Source organism: Phenylobacterium sp. (genome assembly GCF_044236515.1).
Lineage (GTDB): Bacteria > Pseudomonadota > Alphaproteobacteria > Caulobacterales > Caulobacteraceae > Phenylobacterium.
The window spans coordinates 1-17,054 of record NZ_JBIIGK010000058.1; the positions used below are offsets into that span (position 1 = coordinate 1).

Sequence of the window (17,054 nt, forward strand, 5' to 3'; positions counted from 1 at the left end):
ACATTGAACTCGGCGGCAAGTGGCAGGCGCGTCCGAACCTGCTGCTGACGGCGGCGATCTTCCGCAATGAGCGCACCAACTACCGGGTGCCGTCGGGCGACGTGACCCTCCCCGACCAGGTGCTGGACGGCAAGTCGCGGGTGGACGGCATCGCCCTGGGCGCCAATGGCCAGATCACTCCGAACTGGTCGATCTCGGCGGCCTACACCTACCTGAAGAGCGAAGTGCTGCAGTCGGTGTCGGACCGCACCATCGCCAACGGCGGCTTCGACTCGCAGAAGGGCAACCCGCTGCTGGCGACGCCGAAACATTCCGGCAGCCTGTGGACCACCTACACCCTGCCGATGGGCGCCACCCTTGGGTACGGCGCGACCTACACCGGGGAGTTCTATCTGAACAACGGCGCCCCGCCGCTGTTCAAGGCGCCCGGCTTCTGGTCCCACCAGCTGATGGCGACCTATCCGGTGACCGAGCAGCTGGCGCTGCAGCTCAACGTCAAGAACGTGTTCGACAAGGAATACTACACCCGAGTCCGCAACAACGGCTGGGCGGTTCCCGGCGACCGTCGCGCGGCGATCCTGAGCGCGACCTACCGCTTCTAGGCCTGACAGGCCGAGACCGACGGGGCCGGGCGCGCACGCGCCCGGCCCTTTTCGTTTGGATCAGAAGGGCGCAGTCAGCGGGTCGGGGCCGATCCGGCCGCCGGCGTCGTCGAGGGCGGCGATCCGGGCGAGGTCCGCCTCGTCCAGCCGGAAGTCGAACACGTCGATGTTGGCGCGAATTCGATCGGCGTTCGCCGACTTCGGGATCACGATCAGGCCGCTGTCGAGGTGCCAGCGAATAATCACCTGGGCCGGCGTCCTGCCATGGCGCGCGGCGATCTCGGCGAGGGTCGCGTCGGCCAGCAGCTTCCCCTGGCCGAGCGGGCTCCAGGACTCGGTGGCGACGCCGAGGCGGCGGTGGACCTCGCGAAGCGCGGTCTGCTGGAAGCGCGGATGCAGTTCGACCTGATTGACGGAGGGCGTCACGCCGGTCTCGCCCACGATGCGCTCGAGGTGCTCCGGCTGGAAGTTGGAGACGCCGATCGAGCGGACGCGGCCCTCTTCCTTGAGCCGCACGAGGGCGCGCCAACTGTCGACATAGCGGTCGCGGTTCGGCGCAGGCCAGTGGATCAGATAAAGGTCGAGGCTGTCCTGACCCAGGCGGCCGAGGCTGTTTTCGAAAGCGCGCAGCGCCTCGTCGTAGCCTTGGTTCTCGTTCCACAGCTTGGTCGTCAGGAAGACGTCGCCGACGCCGGCGTCGCGAGCCTCGCTCAGCCCACGCCCAACGCCCTTTTCGTTGCCGTAGATCGCCGCGGTGTCGACCAGCCGGTAGCCGGCGAGGACGGCGGTCTTCACGACGTCCGCCGCATCGTCGTTCGGAGTCTGCCAGACGCCGAGCCCGAGCTGCGGAATGCGCACGCCGTCGTTGAGAACAAGGGTGGGTTGATCGGTCATATGGCGGTCCCACGCGGCGGAAGCGCCGCTGGACCTAGGTAGAGACGGATCGGCCAAATGCCAGCAGCGGCCTCAAAAGGAAGCGCCGAGAAACAGCGCCGGCACGGCGACAGGCCGCGCCGTATGGAAGAAAGAGACGCCGGCGCGGCGGCAGGGCCGCGCCGTATGGAAAGGAAAAGACGCCGGCGCGGCGAAAGGGCCGCGCCGTATGGAAAGGAAAAGACGCCGGCGCGGCGAAAGGGCCGCGCCGGCAGGGGGAAGATCAGTAGCGGTAGGTGGCCGTCACGCCGAACGTGCGCGGACGCGGGGCGGTGAACTCATCGATCGGAGTGACCCGATAGCCGCCGAACCCGACCTTGGTGCGGTTGAGCAGGTTGTTCACGAACAGCGACACGTCGGCCCCGTTATCGAGCCGCACGCCGGCGCGCAGGCGCAGATCGTGGTCTTCCGGCGGCAGGATGTAGGACGGGTCGTAGATGCTGAGGTAAGTCGGGTCCTGGATGCCGGTCAGGCCGTCGTTCGCCGAGCGGTAGATGTAGTCGACCCGCGCATAGGAAGGCAGGCCGCCGGCCTCGAACGCATAGTTGGCGCTGAGGCTGACGGTCCACGGCACGCCGCCCAGGGTGTGGCCCTCGGTTACCAGGTCCTGGGTCGCGCCGGGCAGGCGGATGCTCTCGTCGTACTCGATGTTGTTGTAGCCAACCGCGGCGCCAAGGGTCAGTGCGTCGGTGACGCTGAACGAGCCCTCGAACTCGAAGCCTTTGGACGTCGCCTCGCCAAGGTTGGCGATGATGCCGTAGGGACAGTTGTTGCCGATCCGGCCGACGCTGCGGATGATGTCGGTCCACTTGATCATGTAGGCGGCGGCGGCGATGCGGGCCCGGCCTTCCATGAAGGTGTTCTTGCTGCCGAGCTCGTAGCTCCACACCGAGTCCGATTGATAGCCGCTGGGCGCGCGCTCGTAGCCGATGGCGCGGAGCCCGGCGAGGCAGTCGGGGGTCTCCGGGACCGCGCGGTTCGAACCGCCGATCCGGTAGCCCTTGGCCGCCGTAAAGTAGGTAAGATTGTTGGCGTTCCACTGGTACTGCAGGCTGACCTTGGGGGTCAGCGGCTTGTCCGTCTGGTCGCCTTCGTTGCGGATATAGCCGGCCGCGCCGGCCGCCAGGCCGAACACCTCGCCCACGAACTCGAACTGGGTCTTGGCGTAGCGCAGGCCGCCCGTGAGCTTCAGCCCCTCGAGGATCTCCCAGGTGACCTCGCCGAAGACCGCACGCTGCTTGTCGTAGGCGACGAGGGTCTCGTCATAGACCAGCAGGTCCGACGGGCCGGGGGTGCGGCCGATGAACTCGGAGAAATAGCGGTTGCGCACCGACTGCTTCGAGCTCTGTTCGGCCTTGGCGTAGTAGAGGCCGACCACCCAGGTCAGGCGGGCGTCGGGATCGTTGCTGGCCAGGCGAAGTTCCTGGTTGAAGCTGTCCTGGTTGTTGCCGTTGATGTTCAGCGAGCTGAAGTCGGCGAAGCCGTAGTAGCGGTCGAAGGCGCCGAACGGGTTGGCCGCGGTGCGGTAGCGGACCGGGAAATTCGCCAGGTCATAGGTGGCGTAGTCGTAGTTGCCGTCCTCGTTGCGGATCAGGCGCGAGGTGTTCGACGTCAGGGTGGCGAAGCCGAGGTCCCATTCCACGTTCAGGGCCGGCAGCCAGAAACGGTCCTTGTTGGTCTCGGGCCGGGTGTTGCCGCTGACGAACCGCTGGTCGTCCGCGTCGCTGAGGATCCACCACGCCTGGTTCGTGTCGTGCGAATAGAGGTGGTTGTAATAGAGCGACGGGGTGATCGTCAGGCTGTCGCCGATCTTCGCCGTCAACGCCGCGCGGAAGGCGTAGGTGTCGAAGTCGTTGCTGTTCTTCTCCTGCACCGGGCCGGGCGTGGCGCGGCCGGTGTAGGGGCTAGCCGCCGTCAGCGGACCGGCGACGGAGCCGGGGATGTAGCGCGCCCGATCGACGTAGCCGCCGTCGCGGCGGTGATAGGCGCTGATCCGGAAGCCGAGCTGGTCCTGGACGAGCGGACCGCCGACGGCGACGCCGCCCTCGTAGCTGGCTGAGCCGCTCTCGGTGTAGGCAAGTTCGCCGCGGGCGTAGACGTCCATGCCGCTGAGGTTGGGCTTGGGCGTGATGAAGCGGATGGCGCCGCCCTGGGCGCCGGCCCCGAACAGGGTGCCCTGCGGCCCGCGCAGGACTTCCACGCGCTCGAGGTCAAAGAGGTTGGGGATGGCGTTCCGCGGCTGGCTGCCCAGGGCGCGGATCTGGATCGGGGTGTCGTCGACGTAGATGCCGGTGGTGCCAGCCCCCGTCGTCGAGGAGATGCCGCGGATGCTGATGTTGGTCAGGGTCGAGGCGCCACGCGTCAGGTTCACGCCCGGGGTGAAGCGCATGACGTCGTCAAGCTGGCGGATGCCCTGCTGGTCCATACGCTCCTGGGTGTAGGCCGCGACGCTCATCGGGATGCGGCTGAGGACCTCGGCGCGGCGGGTCGCGGTGACGACGACCTCGTCCAGCTGGGCGCTGGCCATGGCCTCGTCGGCGGACGCGTCGGCGGCGACCCGGTCGGCCGGATAGATGTGGACGACGCCGGCCGGAGTGCGGTTGACGGCCAGGCCGCTGCCCGACAGCAGGCGGGCCAGGGCCTCCGAGGCGGTATAGGAGCCGCTGAGGGCCGGCGAGGTGCGGCCGCGCACGACGTCTTCGGAGAAGATCAGCTGCTGGCGGGTCTGCTGGGCGTAGGACCTCAGGGCGCCGCCGAGGTTCTGGGCCGGTACGTTGAACTGGAACACCTGTTCCTGGGCGTAGGCCGCGACCGGCTGGAACGCCAGGATCGCCGCTGCGGACGCGCCGAACAGCACATGGCTTCGAAAGCTCTTCATAGTCCCCCCGTGTTTTTCGGTTCGGGCGCACATGAAGCGGCGCCTCTAGTTTGTGTTACGCACGAACTTTAGGAACCCGAAAAAGATCAGCCGGCGGTGGTCAGAACGATGGCGTTGGAGGTCTCGACGGCCCCGAACCCGAAGGCGACCGACAGACCCTGGAGGAAGGCCATGGTGTCGCCGGCCTCGAATACGCCGGAGATCCGAACCTGGGCCGACTTCGGGTCGACCTCGATCGGCTTGGCGGCGTGGCGGTTGAACCGCTCGACGGCGAGGCCCAAGGGCTCGTCCTCGAAGATCAGCTGGCCGGCCTCCCAGGACAGCGAGCGGACGGGATCGACGCTGGTCAGCTGGAACGGGGCGACGGCGGTGGCGGTCGCGTCGGCGGCGGCGATCGCCTGTTCGCCGCTGGTCTGCAGCCGCGGGGCGTTGGGCAGGCCGAGGCGTTCGGTGCGGGGCGCGCCGGCGGCGTCCCGGCTGAGCAGCGCCACCTGGCCTTCGTAGAGGACGACCCGCACCTCGCGGCGCAACAGCTCGACGCTGAAGGAAGTGCCGGTGGCGACCACCACCTTGCCGGCGGCGGCGACGGAGAATGGCCGCAGAGGGTCCTTGGCGACGTCGAACTTGGCGCGGCCGCGCTCCAGCCAAAGCTCGCGCGAGCGGCCGCGGAGGCGGACCTTGACGAGGGTCGAGGCGTCCATGGAGACCTTCGAGCCATCGCTGAGGGCCACCACCCGCCGCTCGCCGACGTGGGTCTCGTAGGCGGTAGGCGTGTACCAGAACCAGGCGGCGAGCAGGCCGACGACCAGCGGCACGCAGGCGGCCAGCAGCACCCAGGGCAGCCGACGGCGGGCAAGGCGGCGGAACTCGCCGCGCCGGCGGGTGCGGCGGGCCGAGGCCAGGGCCGCCTCGCGCAGGCGGACGACCTCGGGACTGCTGGCGTAGTCGTCGACGACGCGCCAGGCGTCGATGGTGGCCTCCATGGCGTCGCCGTTGGCGGGGTCGGCGTCGAGCCAACCGCGCAGGTCAGCCTCGTCGGCGGTGGACAGCGGCCCGTCGGACAGGCGGGCGGCCCAGCGTGCGGCGTCGTCGGCGGCGGCGTCGAGGGTGAGGGTGAGGGTCTTGCCGCCGGTCATGTCCGCGGCCCCAGCCGGTTGCGCAGGTGGACGCTGGCCTGGACGACGTGGTTCTCGACCGTGCGGACCGAGACGCCGAGCATGTCGGCGATGTCGCGGTGCTTCATCGATTCCAGGCGGAAGAGGATGAAGATGGTGCGGGTGCGTTCCGGCAGTTCCTTGAGGGCGGCGAGCACGGTGACCAGAGACTCGCGGCCCTGGAGCACGCGATAGGGGTCGCGCTCGTCGTGTTGGGCGACGAGGGCGGCGGCGCCCTCCTGGTAGCTGGCGCGGACCTTCAGCCGCCGGCCGCGGTCGCGCAGCAGGTTGGCGGCGACCTGGAAGACGTAGGCGTCGGGGCGCTCCGGATCGATGGAGTCGCTGCGCTGGGCGATCCGCATCAAGGCTTCCTGCGTCAGGTCCTCGGCCTCGGCGTGATTGCGCAGGCGGCGGAGGAAAAACGCCAGCAAGGCCGGCCGGAACCGGTGGCTCAACTGGGTCGTCGTAAGGCTCGCCTCGCCGCGCACCCAACCATCCTCGATCACACGCCTACCTGGGGTAATACGCGCCAGCGTGGCTTCCCACCAACGACAGATGGAACCGCGCTCATAAGAGGCTCAGGCCTCGAGCATCTCGCGCAGGGTGCGGGCCAGGCTGTCGAGGGGGAAGGGTTTGCTGATCATCCGCATGCCGGGGCCGAGGAAGGAGGCGCGCTCGGCGGCGTTGGCGGCGTAGCCGGTGATGAACAGGACCGGCAGCTCGGGCCGGTGCTGGCGGGCCATCTCGGCAAGCTGGCGGCCATTGATGCCGGGCAGGCCGACGTCGGTGATCAGCAGGTTGAGGGCGGTGTCGCTCTGTAGGATCGGCAGGGCCGCGGCGCCGTGGTCCGCCTCCAGGGCCTGGTAGCCGAGTTCTTCGAGCACGGTGTGGACGAGCATCCGGACCTGCGGATCGTCCTCGACCAGCAACACCCGCTCGCCGGCCCCGCGCGGGGTGACGACGGCGCGGACCGGGGTTTCACCGAGCGGAAGCTCGCCCTGGAGCCGCGGCAGGTAGAGCTTCACCGTCGTGCCGATGCCGGGCTCGCTGTAGATGCCGACGTGACCGCCCGACTGGCGCACGAAGCCGTAGACCATGGAGAGGCCAAGGCCCGTCCCCTGACCGATCGGCTTGGTGGTGAAGAAGGGGTCGAACACCTTGGTCAGGATCTCGGAGGGCATGCCGGCGCCGGTGTCGCTGACGCTGAGCAGGACGTAGTCGCCGGCCGCCGCCTGGTCCGGGCCGATCGTCTGGACGCGATCGAGGGTGAGGTTCGAGGTCTCGATGGTCAGCTGGCCGCCGGTCGGCATGGCGTCGCGGGCGTTGATCGCCAGGTTGAGGATGGCGCTTTCCAGCTGATTCGGATCGGTGCGCGCCGACCACAGGCCGGGCGCGAGGGCGAAGGCGATCTCCACCTGCTCGCCGAGGGAGCGTTTCAGCAGGTCCTCGATCGAGGCGACCAGCAGGTTGATGTCGACGGCCTGCGGGTCGAGGGTCTGGCGGCGGGAGAAAGCGAGCAGGCGGTGGGTCAGGGCGGCGGCGCGCTCGGCGGCGGCGGTGGCGGTCTCGAGGAACTCCGCCGCTTCTTCGACGCGGCCCTGGGCGATGCGACGGCGGGCGAGGTCGAGGCCGCCCATCACGCCGGTCAGCATGTTGTTGAAGTCGTGGGCGAGCCCGCCGGTCAGCTGGCCGACCGCCTCCATCTTCTGGCTCTGACGAAGCTGGTCCTCGAGCTGCTTGCGCTCGGTGACGTCGCGACCCATGCCGTAATAGAAGCCGCCCTCCGGAATGACCGTCCAGTTGATCCAGCGCCAGGAGCCGTCCTTGGCGCGCATCCGGGTGTCGATGTCCTCGAGCGGCTCGCCGCGTTCGAGCTGGGCGAGACGACTGGAGGTGAGCGCGGCGTCGTCGGGGTGGACGAGACGGCCGGCCTTCTGGGTCAGGATGTCAGCTTCTTCATAGCCGAGCACCTCCGTCCAGGCCGGGTTGATCGACTGGTAGGCCCGATCGCGGGACATGACGAAGAAGAGGTCACGCGCGCGGTTCCAGATGCGGTCTCTCTCGCGGGTCCGCTCGGCGACCTTGTCCTCGAGGGTCCGGGCCAGCTCGCGCAGATGGTCCTCGGCGGTCTTGGTCTCGGTGATATCGTAGATGACGCCGATGAAGCGGCCCCCGCCGCCGGCGCCGTCGCTGCGATGCTCGCCGCGCCGCGCCAGCCAGCGGAGTTCGCCCGTGTCGGCGCGGTGGATGCGCAGTTCGGAGTAGCTGCTTTGCCCGTCATCTGCGGCTGTCGACGCGCGGATGATGGCCGGGTCGCCCGGATGAACCACGGCGTTGATGGTGCGCACCGGCAGGGCGTCGGTCGGCTGCAGGCCGAGCAGGTGGCAAAACTGCGCCGACACGTCGGCCGTGCCGAAGCCGTCGGTGTGCTCGAAGCTGCCGATGCCGCCGGCTGTCTGGGCGATGCGGAGCTGTTCCTCGACCCGCTTCTGGTCGCTGATGTCGGCGAGGACGCCGGTGAACCGGCTGGGCTCCCCCGCCGCGTCCCGCTCGACCCGGCCGCGGGCGCTGACCCAGCGGACGATCCCGTCGACGCCCCGCACCCGGTAGTCTTTCGAGAAGGTGTCCGAGCCGTGGACCACGCCCGCCAGGGCGATCTTGATGCGCAGCCGGTCGTCCGGCACGACACCGGAGACGAAGGCGGCGATCGGCAGGCCGGACTGGGCCGCATCCGGATCAAGGCCGCACAGGTAAGCGAAGCGGGCGTCCGCGAAGAGCCGCTTGCCCCGCATGTCCCACGACCAGGCGCCGACCGCCTCGCGGAGCGTGGCGCCCGGTACGGTATTGAGCCCTTCGTTCACCGACATGACAGCGTCCTAGGCGTCATCTTCCAGCACGCGTTCGATGAACTCGCTGATCAGGCGCCGCAGGGCGTCGAGCGAGGGCAGGTCCATCAGCATGGCGATGTAGCCGCGGATGTCCCGGTCGCTGATGGCGAAGTTGATGTAGAGGAACAGCACCACCGCCTGCGGGCCCTGGCCGTCGCCGTCGCCGAGCTCGAAGAAGTGGGCGCCCTCGCCGCGGAGCACCTCCGGCAGCGACATCTCGAGCGGGCGCTGCAGCATGTTGGCCATGGTGGCCAGGCAGCTGTTGAGGACGACGTTGCCGGTCTCGGCCAGCGCCTCCTGCTCCATGTCGACGAGGTCGCCGGCGTCCATCTCGCCGCCGGTCACGCTGCGCACCAATTCGAGGCTGTTCTGCTCGGGGAAGATCAGCAGGGCCTGGCCGTTGAAGGCGCCCTGGAAGGCCTGGCGAACGGCCACGAGGGGCCCGGTCTCGCGCTCGCGGATCAGGGCGGTGGCGGCGGCGCGGCTGACCACCTCCACCGACGGCACCGACAGCGTCACCTGGCGGCCGACCATGGTTCGCAGGCTGGCGGCGGCGCGGCTGACGCCGATGTTGACCAGCTCGGTCAGCGCATCGCGCTCGAGTTCCTCAAGGTTGATGGCGGCGGTCAACGGGCGGCGCGCAGCTTGAGGGCTGCGCCCGACAGGAAGCCGCGCAGCGCGTCTTCGTTGATCGGCTTGGGAACGAAGGTCACGTCGGCAGCCCGCGCCCGGGCGATGATCTCGTCCTGAACGTTGGCGGTGGCGAGAGCGATGGGCATCTGCGGGAACCGCTCGCGCAGCGTCTCGGCCAGATCCAGGCCGCTGCGGCCGGGCATGTTGTAGTCGAGGATCACGACATCGACCTGACGGCCTTCGAGCAGGCTCAGGGCCTCGTCGGCCGTACCGGCCTCCACACGTTCCCAGTCGGGCTGCAGGGCGGCGACAGCCTTGCCGACCACGATGCGCGCCAGCTTGCTGTCGTCGACGATGAGTAGGCTGGTCGTCACGGTCACCTCCCGCTTCCGTCGTGGAATCCAATCGGGGCACTCGGCTGGAGATGCAAGCAGTTTAGGGTCATGCTTCGTCGTCTGGGTTGGTCGCCGACCGGCGGGTGAGATTGGGCAGGACGAGGTCCCGCAGATAGGGCGTTTGCGGAATGCCGGTCACAGCGGGCCCGAAGACTAGCAGCACCTGAGCCACCGCTCCGTGCAGATGCCGACATTGCGAGATGTCGACCGAGGCAGCCGGGTCGGCCTGGAGCAGCTGCAGCAGCGTCTCGGCCTCCTCGACCCGGCAGTCGCCCTCAAGGTGGATGAATCCGTCTCCGCGCCGGACGCTCATGCCGCGAGCTCCGCCAGATCGAGAACCAGCAGCACCTGGCCATCGCCCTGGAGGACGGCACCCATCACGCCCGGATAGCCGGCCAGCAGACCGCCCATGGGCCGCATCGGCGCCTCGATCCGCTCAGCGATCTCGTCGATCTGGATTCCCAGCGGCTCGCCGGCCGCCTCGACGCTCAACACCGGGAAGGCTTGGCCCTCCCCCGCGCTCTCGACACCCAACAGGTCGCCGAGACGAAGGAGAGGAATGACGGTGTCGTGGCGGACGTAGGCCCGGCCGGCGCGGATCTCGCTCACCTGCTCGGGTTGAACGCGGTGAGTCTCGGAGATGGTGTCGAGAGGGACGCCGAACCTTTCGCCGCCTGCCTTCACGACGAGGATGCGCGTGAGCACCACCCGGGCAGGCAGGGTGAGCCGGACAGTGAGCCCCTGCCCCGGCCGATTGTCGAGCGCGATCCGGCCGCCGAGCTCGCTGACCGCGGCCCGGACCGCATCCATGCCGACGCCGCGCCCGGAGACGTCGCTGACCCGCCCGGCGGTGGAGAAGCCGGCCGCGAAGACGAGGTCGACCGCCGCCTCGTCAGCAAGTTCCGCCGCCCGGTCCGCAGACACCAGCCCTCGGGCCACAGCCGTGCTGCGCACCCGTGCGACGTCGATGCCGCGGCCGTCATCGCCCACCTCGATCACGATTTCCTCGCCAAGCGCCCGGGCGGCAAGGCTCAGGACCGCGCGCGGCCGCTTGCCCGCGGCCCGGCGCGCCTCGGGCGTCTCGACGCCATGATCAAGGGCGTTGCGCACGAGGTGCAGCAAGGGCTCGAACAGGCGCTCGGCCACCGATTTGTCGACGGCGACCTGATCGCCGCTCATCACCAGCTCCACGTCCTTGTCCAAGGCGTCGGCGATTTCCCGCACCTGCCGAGGGAAGCGACTGAAGACGTGGCCGAGCCCGATCAGCCGCAACCGCGTGACCGATCCGTGCAGGTCCTTGACCAGTCGATCGAGACCGGCCTGAGCGTCCGCCAAGGTCCGCGCCCGGCCGCTGTCGGCGGTAAGGCCGGCGGTGGCGTGGGCCAGGGCGTTCTTGGCGATGACCAGCTCGTCGACCAGCGCCGCAAGTTGGTCGAGCCGGGTCGCGTCTACCCGGAGAGAACGCAGGGCCCCATCCGTCGGCCCCCGAGCGGCGCCGGGATCGGCGGCGGGAGGAGCGGCGGCGAGACCGGGCTCGAGAGCGCGGACAATCTGCACCTCCACCTGGTCGGCGACCAGACGCAGCGCCTGCCGGACCTCGGCCAGCGAAGCGGCGGACACGGCGTCGATGGCAAGGCGGCACCGGAACGGGTCGTAGCTCGACGCCCCTTCCGCGTCCGTCGTAATCGAGAGACTGACGAGCGCGGGCACCTCGCGAATGATCGCGAGTGGGTCGTCGCCGCGGAAGAAGGCGTCGGACGCGGGGCGATAGCGGATCGCCACCCCGTCCGAGCTGCCCTGGCTCGACGCAGGGGTCCAGGGCGTATCGAGGGGCCCATCGTCGGCCGCCGACCCGTCGCCCGATCCGAGCCGGCGGGCAAGGGCGCGCGCCTGGGCGGCGAGATCGTCCGCAGGGGCGTCCCGTTCCAAGGCTTCCAGCCAAGCCTCGGTCAGGTCAACGACGCGGCACGCGGCGTCCGCGAGGTGGGGGCTGACGCGCCCCTCCGCCCGGGCTTCCTCCAGGGCCGTCTCGGCAGCGTGCAACACCGCGCCCAGGGCCGGCAGGTCGAAGAGGCCGACCGAGCCCTTCAGCGTATGGATGGTGCGGAAAACACCGTCGAGCGCGGCCCGGTCGGCGCCGTCCGCGCGCAGGGCCGCGAGCTCGCCCAAGGCCCGTTCGACCAGATCCCTGCCTTCGATGAGGAACTGCTCGAGAAGCTCATCGCGCGGCGTCATCGGGCCGGCCTCTGGTAGACGACGGCCTTCGGGAATCGGCGCACCTCGAAGCGGTCGTCGATGCGGCCCATGGACTCGCTGTGGCCGAGGCACAGGAAGCCGCCCGGCGTCAGGGCGTCGAACAGATTTTCGGCGCTGGTCCGCCGAGCCGCGTCGTCGAAATAGATCAACATGTTGCGGCAGAAGATGACTTCGAACCGCCCTTGGCTGAGGGCGCTGGCGCGATCGATGAGATTGACCGGCGCGAAGGTCACCGACTCGCGCAAGTCATCGATGATCCGGCGCGAACTTCCGTTCCGGCCGTGGAAGTAGCGTTCGACAACGTCCCCGGGCATCCGGGAGAGGGCTCGCTCGCCATAATCGCCGATCTTCGCGGCCGTCAGGGCGCGTGTGTCAATGTCGGAGCCGACGATCTCGATGTTGTAGGCGTCGACCAGGCGCCAGTTCTCCAACAGCCAGATGGCGATGGAATAGGCTTCCTCGCCGGTCGAACAGGGCGACGACCAGATGCGGATGCGGTCGCCCGGTCCCTTGCCCCGGATGATCTCCGGCAGCAGCGCCTCGGAAAGGCACTCGAACTGATGAGCCTCGCGGTAGAAGTAGGTCTCGTTGACGGTGAAGGCGTTAGTGACCGCCTCCAGCTCGTCCTGGTGCGAGCGCAGCCAGGCGAAGTAGCCGACGAAGGTCGTCTCGCCAGTCGCCGCCATGCGCTCGCCCACCCGCCGATCGATGTAGTAGCGCTTGCTCTCGCTGAACGTCAGGCCGGTGCGGCGGTAAAGGTACTCGCAGAACCTTTGCAGGTCCTCCGGCGACAGGGCGCCTTCGCCGAGATCGGGATCGGCCTCGCTCATGGCGCGCCCACCATGTCGGCCAGACAGGCGGCGAGGTCGGGAAGGTCGGCCACGGCGCTGGCTCCGCCGGCGCGGACCAACTCGCCGGGCATGCCCCAGACGACCGCCGTGGCCTCGGATTCCGCCAGCGTCGTTCCGCCTGCCTCGCGCAGGCGGGTCATGGCGGCGGCCCCGTCGGAGCCCATGCCGGTCATCAACACACCGAAGATGCCGGACGCCGCCACCTGATCCATGGCGCTGTCCACCAAGCGGTCGACGCTCGGCCGCCAGTGGTAGCTGGGACTGGACGGAGCGCTGAGGGCGAACAGGCGCTCACCCCGTCGGCTGATGATCATGTCGGCGTCGCCGCGCGCCAGATAGACGCCTCCGGGCTCGATCGGCATCGGTTCGCCGACCTCCACGACCTCGAGGGCGGTCAGCCCATTCAGCCGACGGGCCAGGGCGCCGGTAAACGCCGCCGGCATGTGCTGGGCGATGACGATCGGCGCGGGGAAGTCCGCCGGCAACGGCCCGAGCAGCGCGTCGAGGGCCGGCGGCCCGCCCGTCGACGCGCCAACGACCACCAGGCGTTCCCCCTCGGCCCCGCGGCGGGAGGGCGCGGGAGTGCGCTTCTGCGTACGCGGCAAGAGGTACGGCGCCGCTCTGGACTTGGCGCGGATCCGGTCGCGGAGGCGGTGCGCCTTGGGCAACCTGGCCTGGGCGGCGGCGCGGACCTTTTGCACGAGGGCGGGGCCGAACTCAGCCATCCGCAGCGACACGGCGCCGGTCGGCTTGGCGATAACGTCCACCGCCCCGAGGTCGATCGCGCGCAGGGCTTCGGCCGCACCCTCCACGGTCACCGATGAGGCCATGACCACCGGCGTCGGTCGCTGGACCATGATGCGGTCCAGGCATTCCAGGCCGTCCATCTTCGGCATCTGAACGTCGAGGGTGATGACGTCCGGCTGGAACGTTCCGAGGGCGGCCAGCGCCTCGACCCCGTCGCGGGCAAAGGCAACTTCGAAGTCGCCCTCGGCGGCGAACAATTCGCCCAGCAGCCGGCGCATCAGCGGAGAGTCGTCGACGACGAGGAGCTTGATCACGCGACCTCGCGCTTTGGCCTGGCGGCAAGCTCCTCGGCGATGTCGCGGCCGGCTCCGGCCAGCAACTGGCGCGGATCGACGAGCATCACCAGCCGCCCGTCGGCGTCGAGGGACGCCACCCGGTCGAGAACGAGATTGTCCGCGGCGGGCGGGGTCGGTCGCAGGTCGGCGGCGGGGACGCTGACGACGCTTTCGACGCCGTCGACCACAACCCCGGCCATCAATTCGTCGGCCTGCACGATAAGGACCTGCCGCACGCCGACTTCCGCCGCTTGCGGTGAGACGAAACGGCTGGCCTGGTCGATCAGCGGGACCGGCTCGCCGCGATGGTTCATCAGCCCGACGACGAATTCCGGCGTCCGCGGTGCCTGGGCGAGCCGCCTTGGCAGGCGCCGGACCTCGAGCACGGAGGCGATCGGCAGGCCGTAGGTTTCTGACCCCAGCCGAAAGATCACGACCTGCTCCACCGCCGCCGGTTCGGCGGCAGGCGCCGGCGCGGCGGGCCCGGCGCTGTCGGCGATCAACTGGGCGATCGTCGCCTCGTCGAGGATCTGCTCGACCGCCAGGACGGAAACGAGGCCCCCTGCTCGGCGGACAATGGCGTCAATGCGAGCCTCTCCCGCCCCGCGGTTCAGCACCGCTGGCGCTGGGCCAAGGTCTTGCTGGCCGGCCCGGAGAACGCCGGTCACCCGCTCGACCAGCAGCGCGACGGCGCCGTCGGCGATCGAGACCACCACCACCCGCGCGTCCCGGCCCTCCGGAGAAACCGGCAAGCCGAGGACCGCGTGCAGGGAAATGAGGGCGAGCAGGTCGCCGCGATGTTCGATCACGCCGAGCATCGCGTCGTCCGTCCCCGGCAGAACGGTCAGGCTGTCCGGGACAGGCGCGACCTCCCGCACCTGTTCGAGAGGAATTCCGTAGGCTTGGCCGGCCAGCTGGAATTCCAGGAAGGCGATCTCGGCGGCGACCTTGGGCGGGTCCAAGCGCGCGGCGAGCGGCGCCTCGGCGCGATGGCTGCGCGTCGCGGTCGATAGCGAGACCTCGGCGAGCAAGCGCTCAAGATCCAGCAACTGCGTCGCCTCGTCGGTCGCGGCTTCGAGCGCGGTGACCTGGTCAACCGCCAGGCCGAGGGGCTCGGCGCCATCCAGCAGGATGACCCGGGACCCGCTCGACGGGGTCTGCGCCCCGAGCAGCACATCGACCGAGAGGATCGGAACCACCCGGCCGCGGACGTTGGCGATGCCGGCCAGCGCCTGACGCGCGTGTGGCACGCGGGTCAGGCGGGGGGTGGGCAGGACCTCGGCGACAGCAGCGGCGTCGATGGCCAAGGTCTGCTCACCGACCGAGAACGTCAGGACCCGTCCGGATTTCGAACTGCGATCGTCCCGCCGATCGGACATCAGCCGACGGAGGCCTGCAACTCGCCAGCCAGAAGAGCGATCTCTTCGATCGCGGCCGCAAGGTCCTCGGCGCCCTGCGATTGCTGGCGGGCGGCGGCGGCGGCCTCGCCGGCCGCCGAGCCGGTCTCTTCCGCGGCGGCGGCGATCTGTTCGGCGCCACGCTGGATCTCGCCGGCCGCAGTGAGGATGGTGGCTGCGCGGTCACGCACCCGCAAGGACCCCTCCCGAGCCACCGAGGCGTCGCCGTCGAGGACTGTCAGGCGCTCGTCCAGCGACGCGCTGCGCAGGAGCTCGGCCTCGGCTGCGGCGGCGATCTGCTCCAGGTCGCGGCGGACGTCGGCGATGCGCGCCTGCATGGTGCGCACCACGTCCTTGACCTGTTCGGCGCTACCGCCAGCGTCGCGGGCCAGGGTGCGGATATCGGCCGAGACGTTGGCGAAACCGCGACCCTTCTCGCCGGCCCGAGCCGCTTCGACCGCGCCGCTGACCGCCAGCATTGTGGTCTGGATCGCCACCATGGCGACGGCGTCGATCAGTTTTTCGATGCCGCGCGCCTCGCCTTCCAGCGCCGCGAGGCTGACGACCGTGGCGCGGGTCTCGTCCAGCGCGGCGGAGACCCCGGTCGTGAGGTTGCCGACCTGGCTGCGGCTGTCGCCGATCCGGGCCTGCAGCCGCTGAACACGTTCGAGCGCTTCCTCCGACGCCTGACTGGCGAGCGCGGCGGTCTGTTCGATCTGACTGAGGGCGGCCTGGGATTGGGTCGAGGCGGCGGCCTGCTGCTGGGCGCCGCGGCTGATCTGATCCGTGGCGGTCATGATCTGCACCGCGGCGGCGGACAGCTCCTGAACGGTGGCCGACAGCTCTTCCGCCGAGCTCGCAAGCTCTTCGCTGGCGGCGGCGGTGATCTCGCCGTCGCGCAATTCCTCGGCCATGGCGGCGAGGATCTCGGCGGTGCGGTTGCTTTCCTCCAGGGCGGCGGCCTGCTGCTCGACGGCGCGCTGCCCCTCGGCGGCGGCGGCCGACTGCTCCTCGGCGGCGCTGGAGACCATCTCGGCGCCCTTCTGGGCCTCCCGCACCGCGCCTTCGGCCTCGACGGCGGCGGCCATGATCGCGCGGGCGCCATTCGCGACAGCGGCGACGTCGTTACGGAGGTCGCTGAGCCCGACGGCGACCTGGCGGCCCTGCTCGGCCTCGGCGGTGGCTAGGTTCGAGGCGCCCCGCAGCCGCGCGCCCAGAACACGGACCTGCTCGGCGATGGCGTTGGCGGCGCGACGGATCTCGCCAGCCCGCGCTTCGGCCGAGACGGCCAGGGCGCGGACCTCGTCGGCGACCACGGCGAAGCCGCGGCCTTCGTCGCCGGCGCGCGCGGCCTCGATCGCGGCGTTCAGCGCCAAGAGGTTGGTCTGGTCCGAGATGTCGGCCACGACCTGAGTGATCTGCCCGATGTTAGCCGCCTGCGTCTCCAAGAGACCGACGACCTCGACAGAGACAAGCTGGCGGGCGGCGTTGCGGGCGATGGCGTCGACCGAGCCTTCGATCTGGGTCGCCACTTCGCCGAGCACGATCTGCAGGCGATCGCTGGCGCGGCGGGATTCCTCGGCCCGGGCGCGGGCCTCGCCGAAGGAGTCCAGGAGGTTGGTCACAGCGCCGAGGGATTCGTGCGCGGCGCCGGCCGATTCCTCGGCGGCGGCGGCGATCTGCTCCATCGAGCGGCGCAGTTGCTCGGCGGCCGACGAGGCCTGGGCGACGCCGGCGGCCAGCTGGTGGGTCGCCGCGCCGATGCGTTCGGCGACGGTCTCGTTGCGGGCCGGGCGGCGGCGCGGCGCCCTTTCGGCGGGCGCCTTTACGGCAAGCGGCGGGGCGAGCGCTGCGGCCGCCTTCGCTTCGACACCGGGCGGCGGCTTCGCCAGCGCCGTCCGCTTCACCAACGCCATGGACGTTCCCCGACCAGATACCTTCGCGCCACACGCGGCCACAACGCCCTGCCATGCAAGGAAAATTCG

At 69.9% G+C, this 17,054-nt stretch carries 14 protein-coding genes; 1 reads left to right on the forward strand and 13 read right to left on the reverse strand.

All coding sequences use genetic code 11. From position 1 onward, the window contains the following. The coding region (locus ACILRF_RS08120; protein WP_395671782.1) for a TonB-dependent receptor domain-containing protein at positions 1-602 on the forward strand (602 nt) is incomplete at its 5' end. A gap of 60 nt (positions 603-662) precedes the next feature. Here ACILRF_RS08120 and ACILRF_RS08125 read toward each other — a convergent pair. The 13 genes from ACILRF_RS08125 to ACILRF_RS08185 form a co-directional block, all read right to left on the reverse strand. Beyond that, positions 663-1,496 (reverse strand): aldo/keto reductase, encoded by an 834-nt coding sequence (locus tag ACILRF_RS08125; protein ID WP_395671783.1) that lies wholly within the window; start codon positions 1,494-1,496, stop codon positions 663-665. 262 nt (positions 1,497-1,758) lie between these two features. Next, positions 1,759-4,413, reverse strand: a complete 2,655-nt coding sequence (locus ACILRF_RS08130) for a TonB-dependent receptor domain-containing protein (protein WP_395671784.1) — start codon at positions 4,411-4,413, stop codon at positions 1,759-1,761. Between the two features lie 86 nt (positions 4,414-4,499). Further along, entirely contained in the window at positions 4,500-5,549 is a 1,050-nt protein-coding gene (locus ACILRF_RS08135; RefSeq protein WP_395671785.1) for a FecR family protein, read from the reverse strand. Then, on the reverse strand, positions 5,546-6,073 hold the full coding sequence (locus ACILRF_RS08140) for an RNA polymerase sigma factor (RefSeq protein WP_395671786.1): 528 nt from the start codon (positions 6,071-6,073) through the stop codon (positions 5,546-5,548). Before ACILRF_RS08140 ends, ACILRF_RS08135 begins: the two co-directional genes overlap by 4 nt. Positions 6,074-6,145: 72 nt before the next feature. Further along, positions 6,146-8,434 carry a PAS domain-containing protein gene (locus ACILRF_RS08145; protein ID WP_395671787.1) on the reverse strand — a complete coding sequence of 763 codons (2,289 nt, stop codon included), beginning with the start codon at positions 8,432-8,434 and terminating at the stop codon, positions 6,146-6,148. Between the two features lie 9 nt (positions 8,435-8,443). Then, complete coding sequence (locus tag ACILRF_RS08150; protein ID WP_395671788.1) at positions 8,444-9,085, reverse strand: chemotaxis protein CheX; 642 nt, start codon at positions 9,083-9,085, stop codon at positions 8,444-8,446. Continuing rightward, positions 9,082-9,468, reverse strand: coding sequence for a response regulator transcription factor (locus ACILRF_RS08155; protein ID WP_395671789.1), 387 nt, complete (start codon positions 9,466-9,468; stop codon positions 9,082-9,084). Before ACILRF_RS08155 ends, ACILRF_RS08150 begins: the two co-directional genes overlap by 4 nt. Before the next feature lie 61 nt (positions 9,469-9,529). Further along, on the reverse strand, positions 9,530-9,796 hold the full coding sequence (locus ACILRF_RS08160; RefSeq protein ID WP_395671790.1) for a hypothetical protein: 267 nt from the start codon (positions 9,794-9,796) through the stop codon (positions 9,530-9,532). Continuing rightward, positions 9,793-11,718 carry a chemotaxis protein CheA gene (locus tag ACILRF_RS08165; RefSeq protein WP_395671791.1) on the reverse strand — a complete coding sequence of 642 codons (1,926 nt, stop codon included), beginning with the start codon at positions 11,716-11,718 and terminating at the stop codon, positions 9,793-9,795. The genes ACILRF_RS08160 and ACILRF_RS08165 overlap by 4 nt, the downstream gene beginning before the upstream one ends. Then, positions 11,715-12,569 (reverse strand): CheR family methyltransferase, encoded by an 855-nt coding sequence (locus ACILRF_RS08170; protein ID WP_395671792.1) that lies wholly within the window; start codon positions 12,567-12,569, stop codon positions 11,715-11,717. Before ACILRF_RS08170 ends, ACILRF_RS08165 begins: the two co-directional genes overlap by 4 nt. Beyond that, positions 12,566-13,651, reverse strand: coding sequence for a chemotaxis-specific protein-glutamate methyltransferase CheB (cheB, locus tag ACILRF_RS08175; protein ID WP_395671793.1), 1,086 nt, complete (start codon positions 13,649-13,651; stop codon positions 12,566-12,568). Before cheB ends, ACILRF_RS08170 begins: the two co-directional genes overlap by 4 nt. After that, positions 13,648-15,051 carry a chemotaxis protein CheW gene (locus ACILRF_RS08180; protein WP_395671794.1) on the reverse strand — a complete coding sequence of 468 codons (1,404 nt, stop codon included), beginning with the start codon at positions 15,049-15,051 and terminating at the stop codon, positions 13,648-13,650. Before ACILRF_RS08180 ends, cheB begins: the two co-directional genes overlap by 4 nt. Beyond that, positions 15,051-16,985: a methyl-accepting chemotaxis protein gene (locus ACILRF_RS08185; RefSeq protein WP_395671795.1), complete on the reverse strand. Its 1,935-nt coding sequence runs from the start codon at positions 16,983-16,985 to the stop codon at positions 15,051-15,053. Before ACILRF_RS08185 ends, ACILRF_RS08180 begins: the two co-directional genes overlap by 1 nt. Positions 16,986-17,054 lie beyond the last annotated feature (69 nt).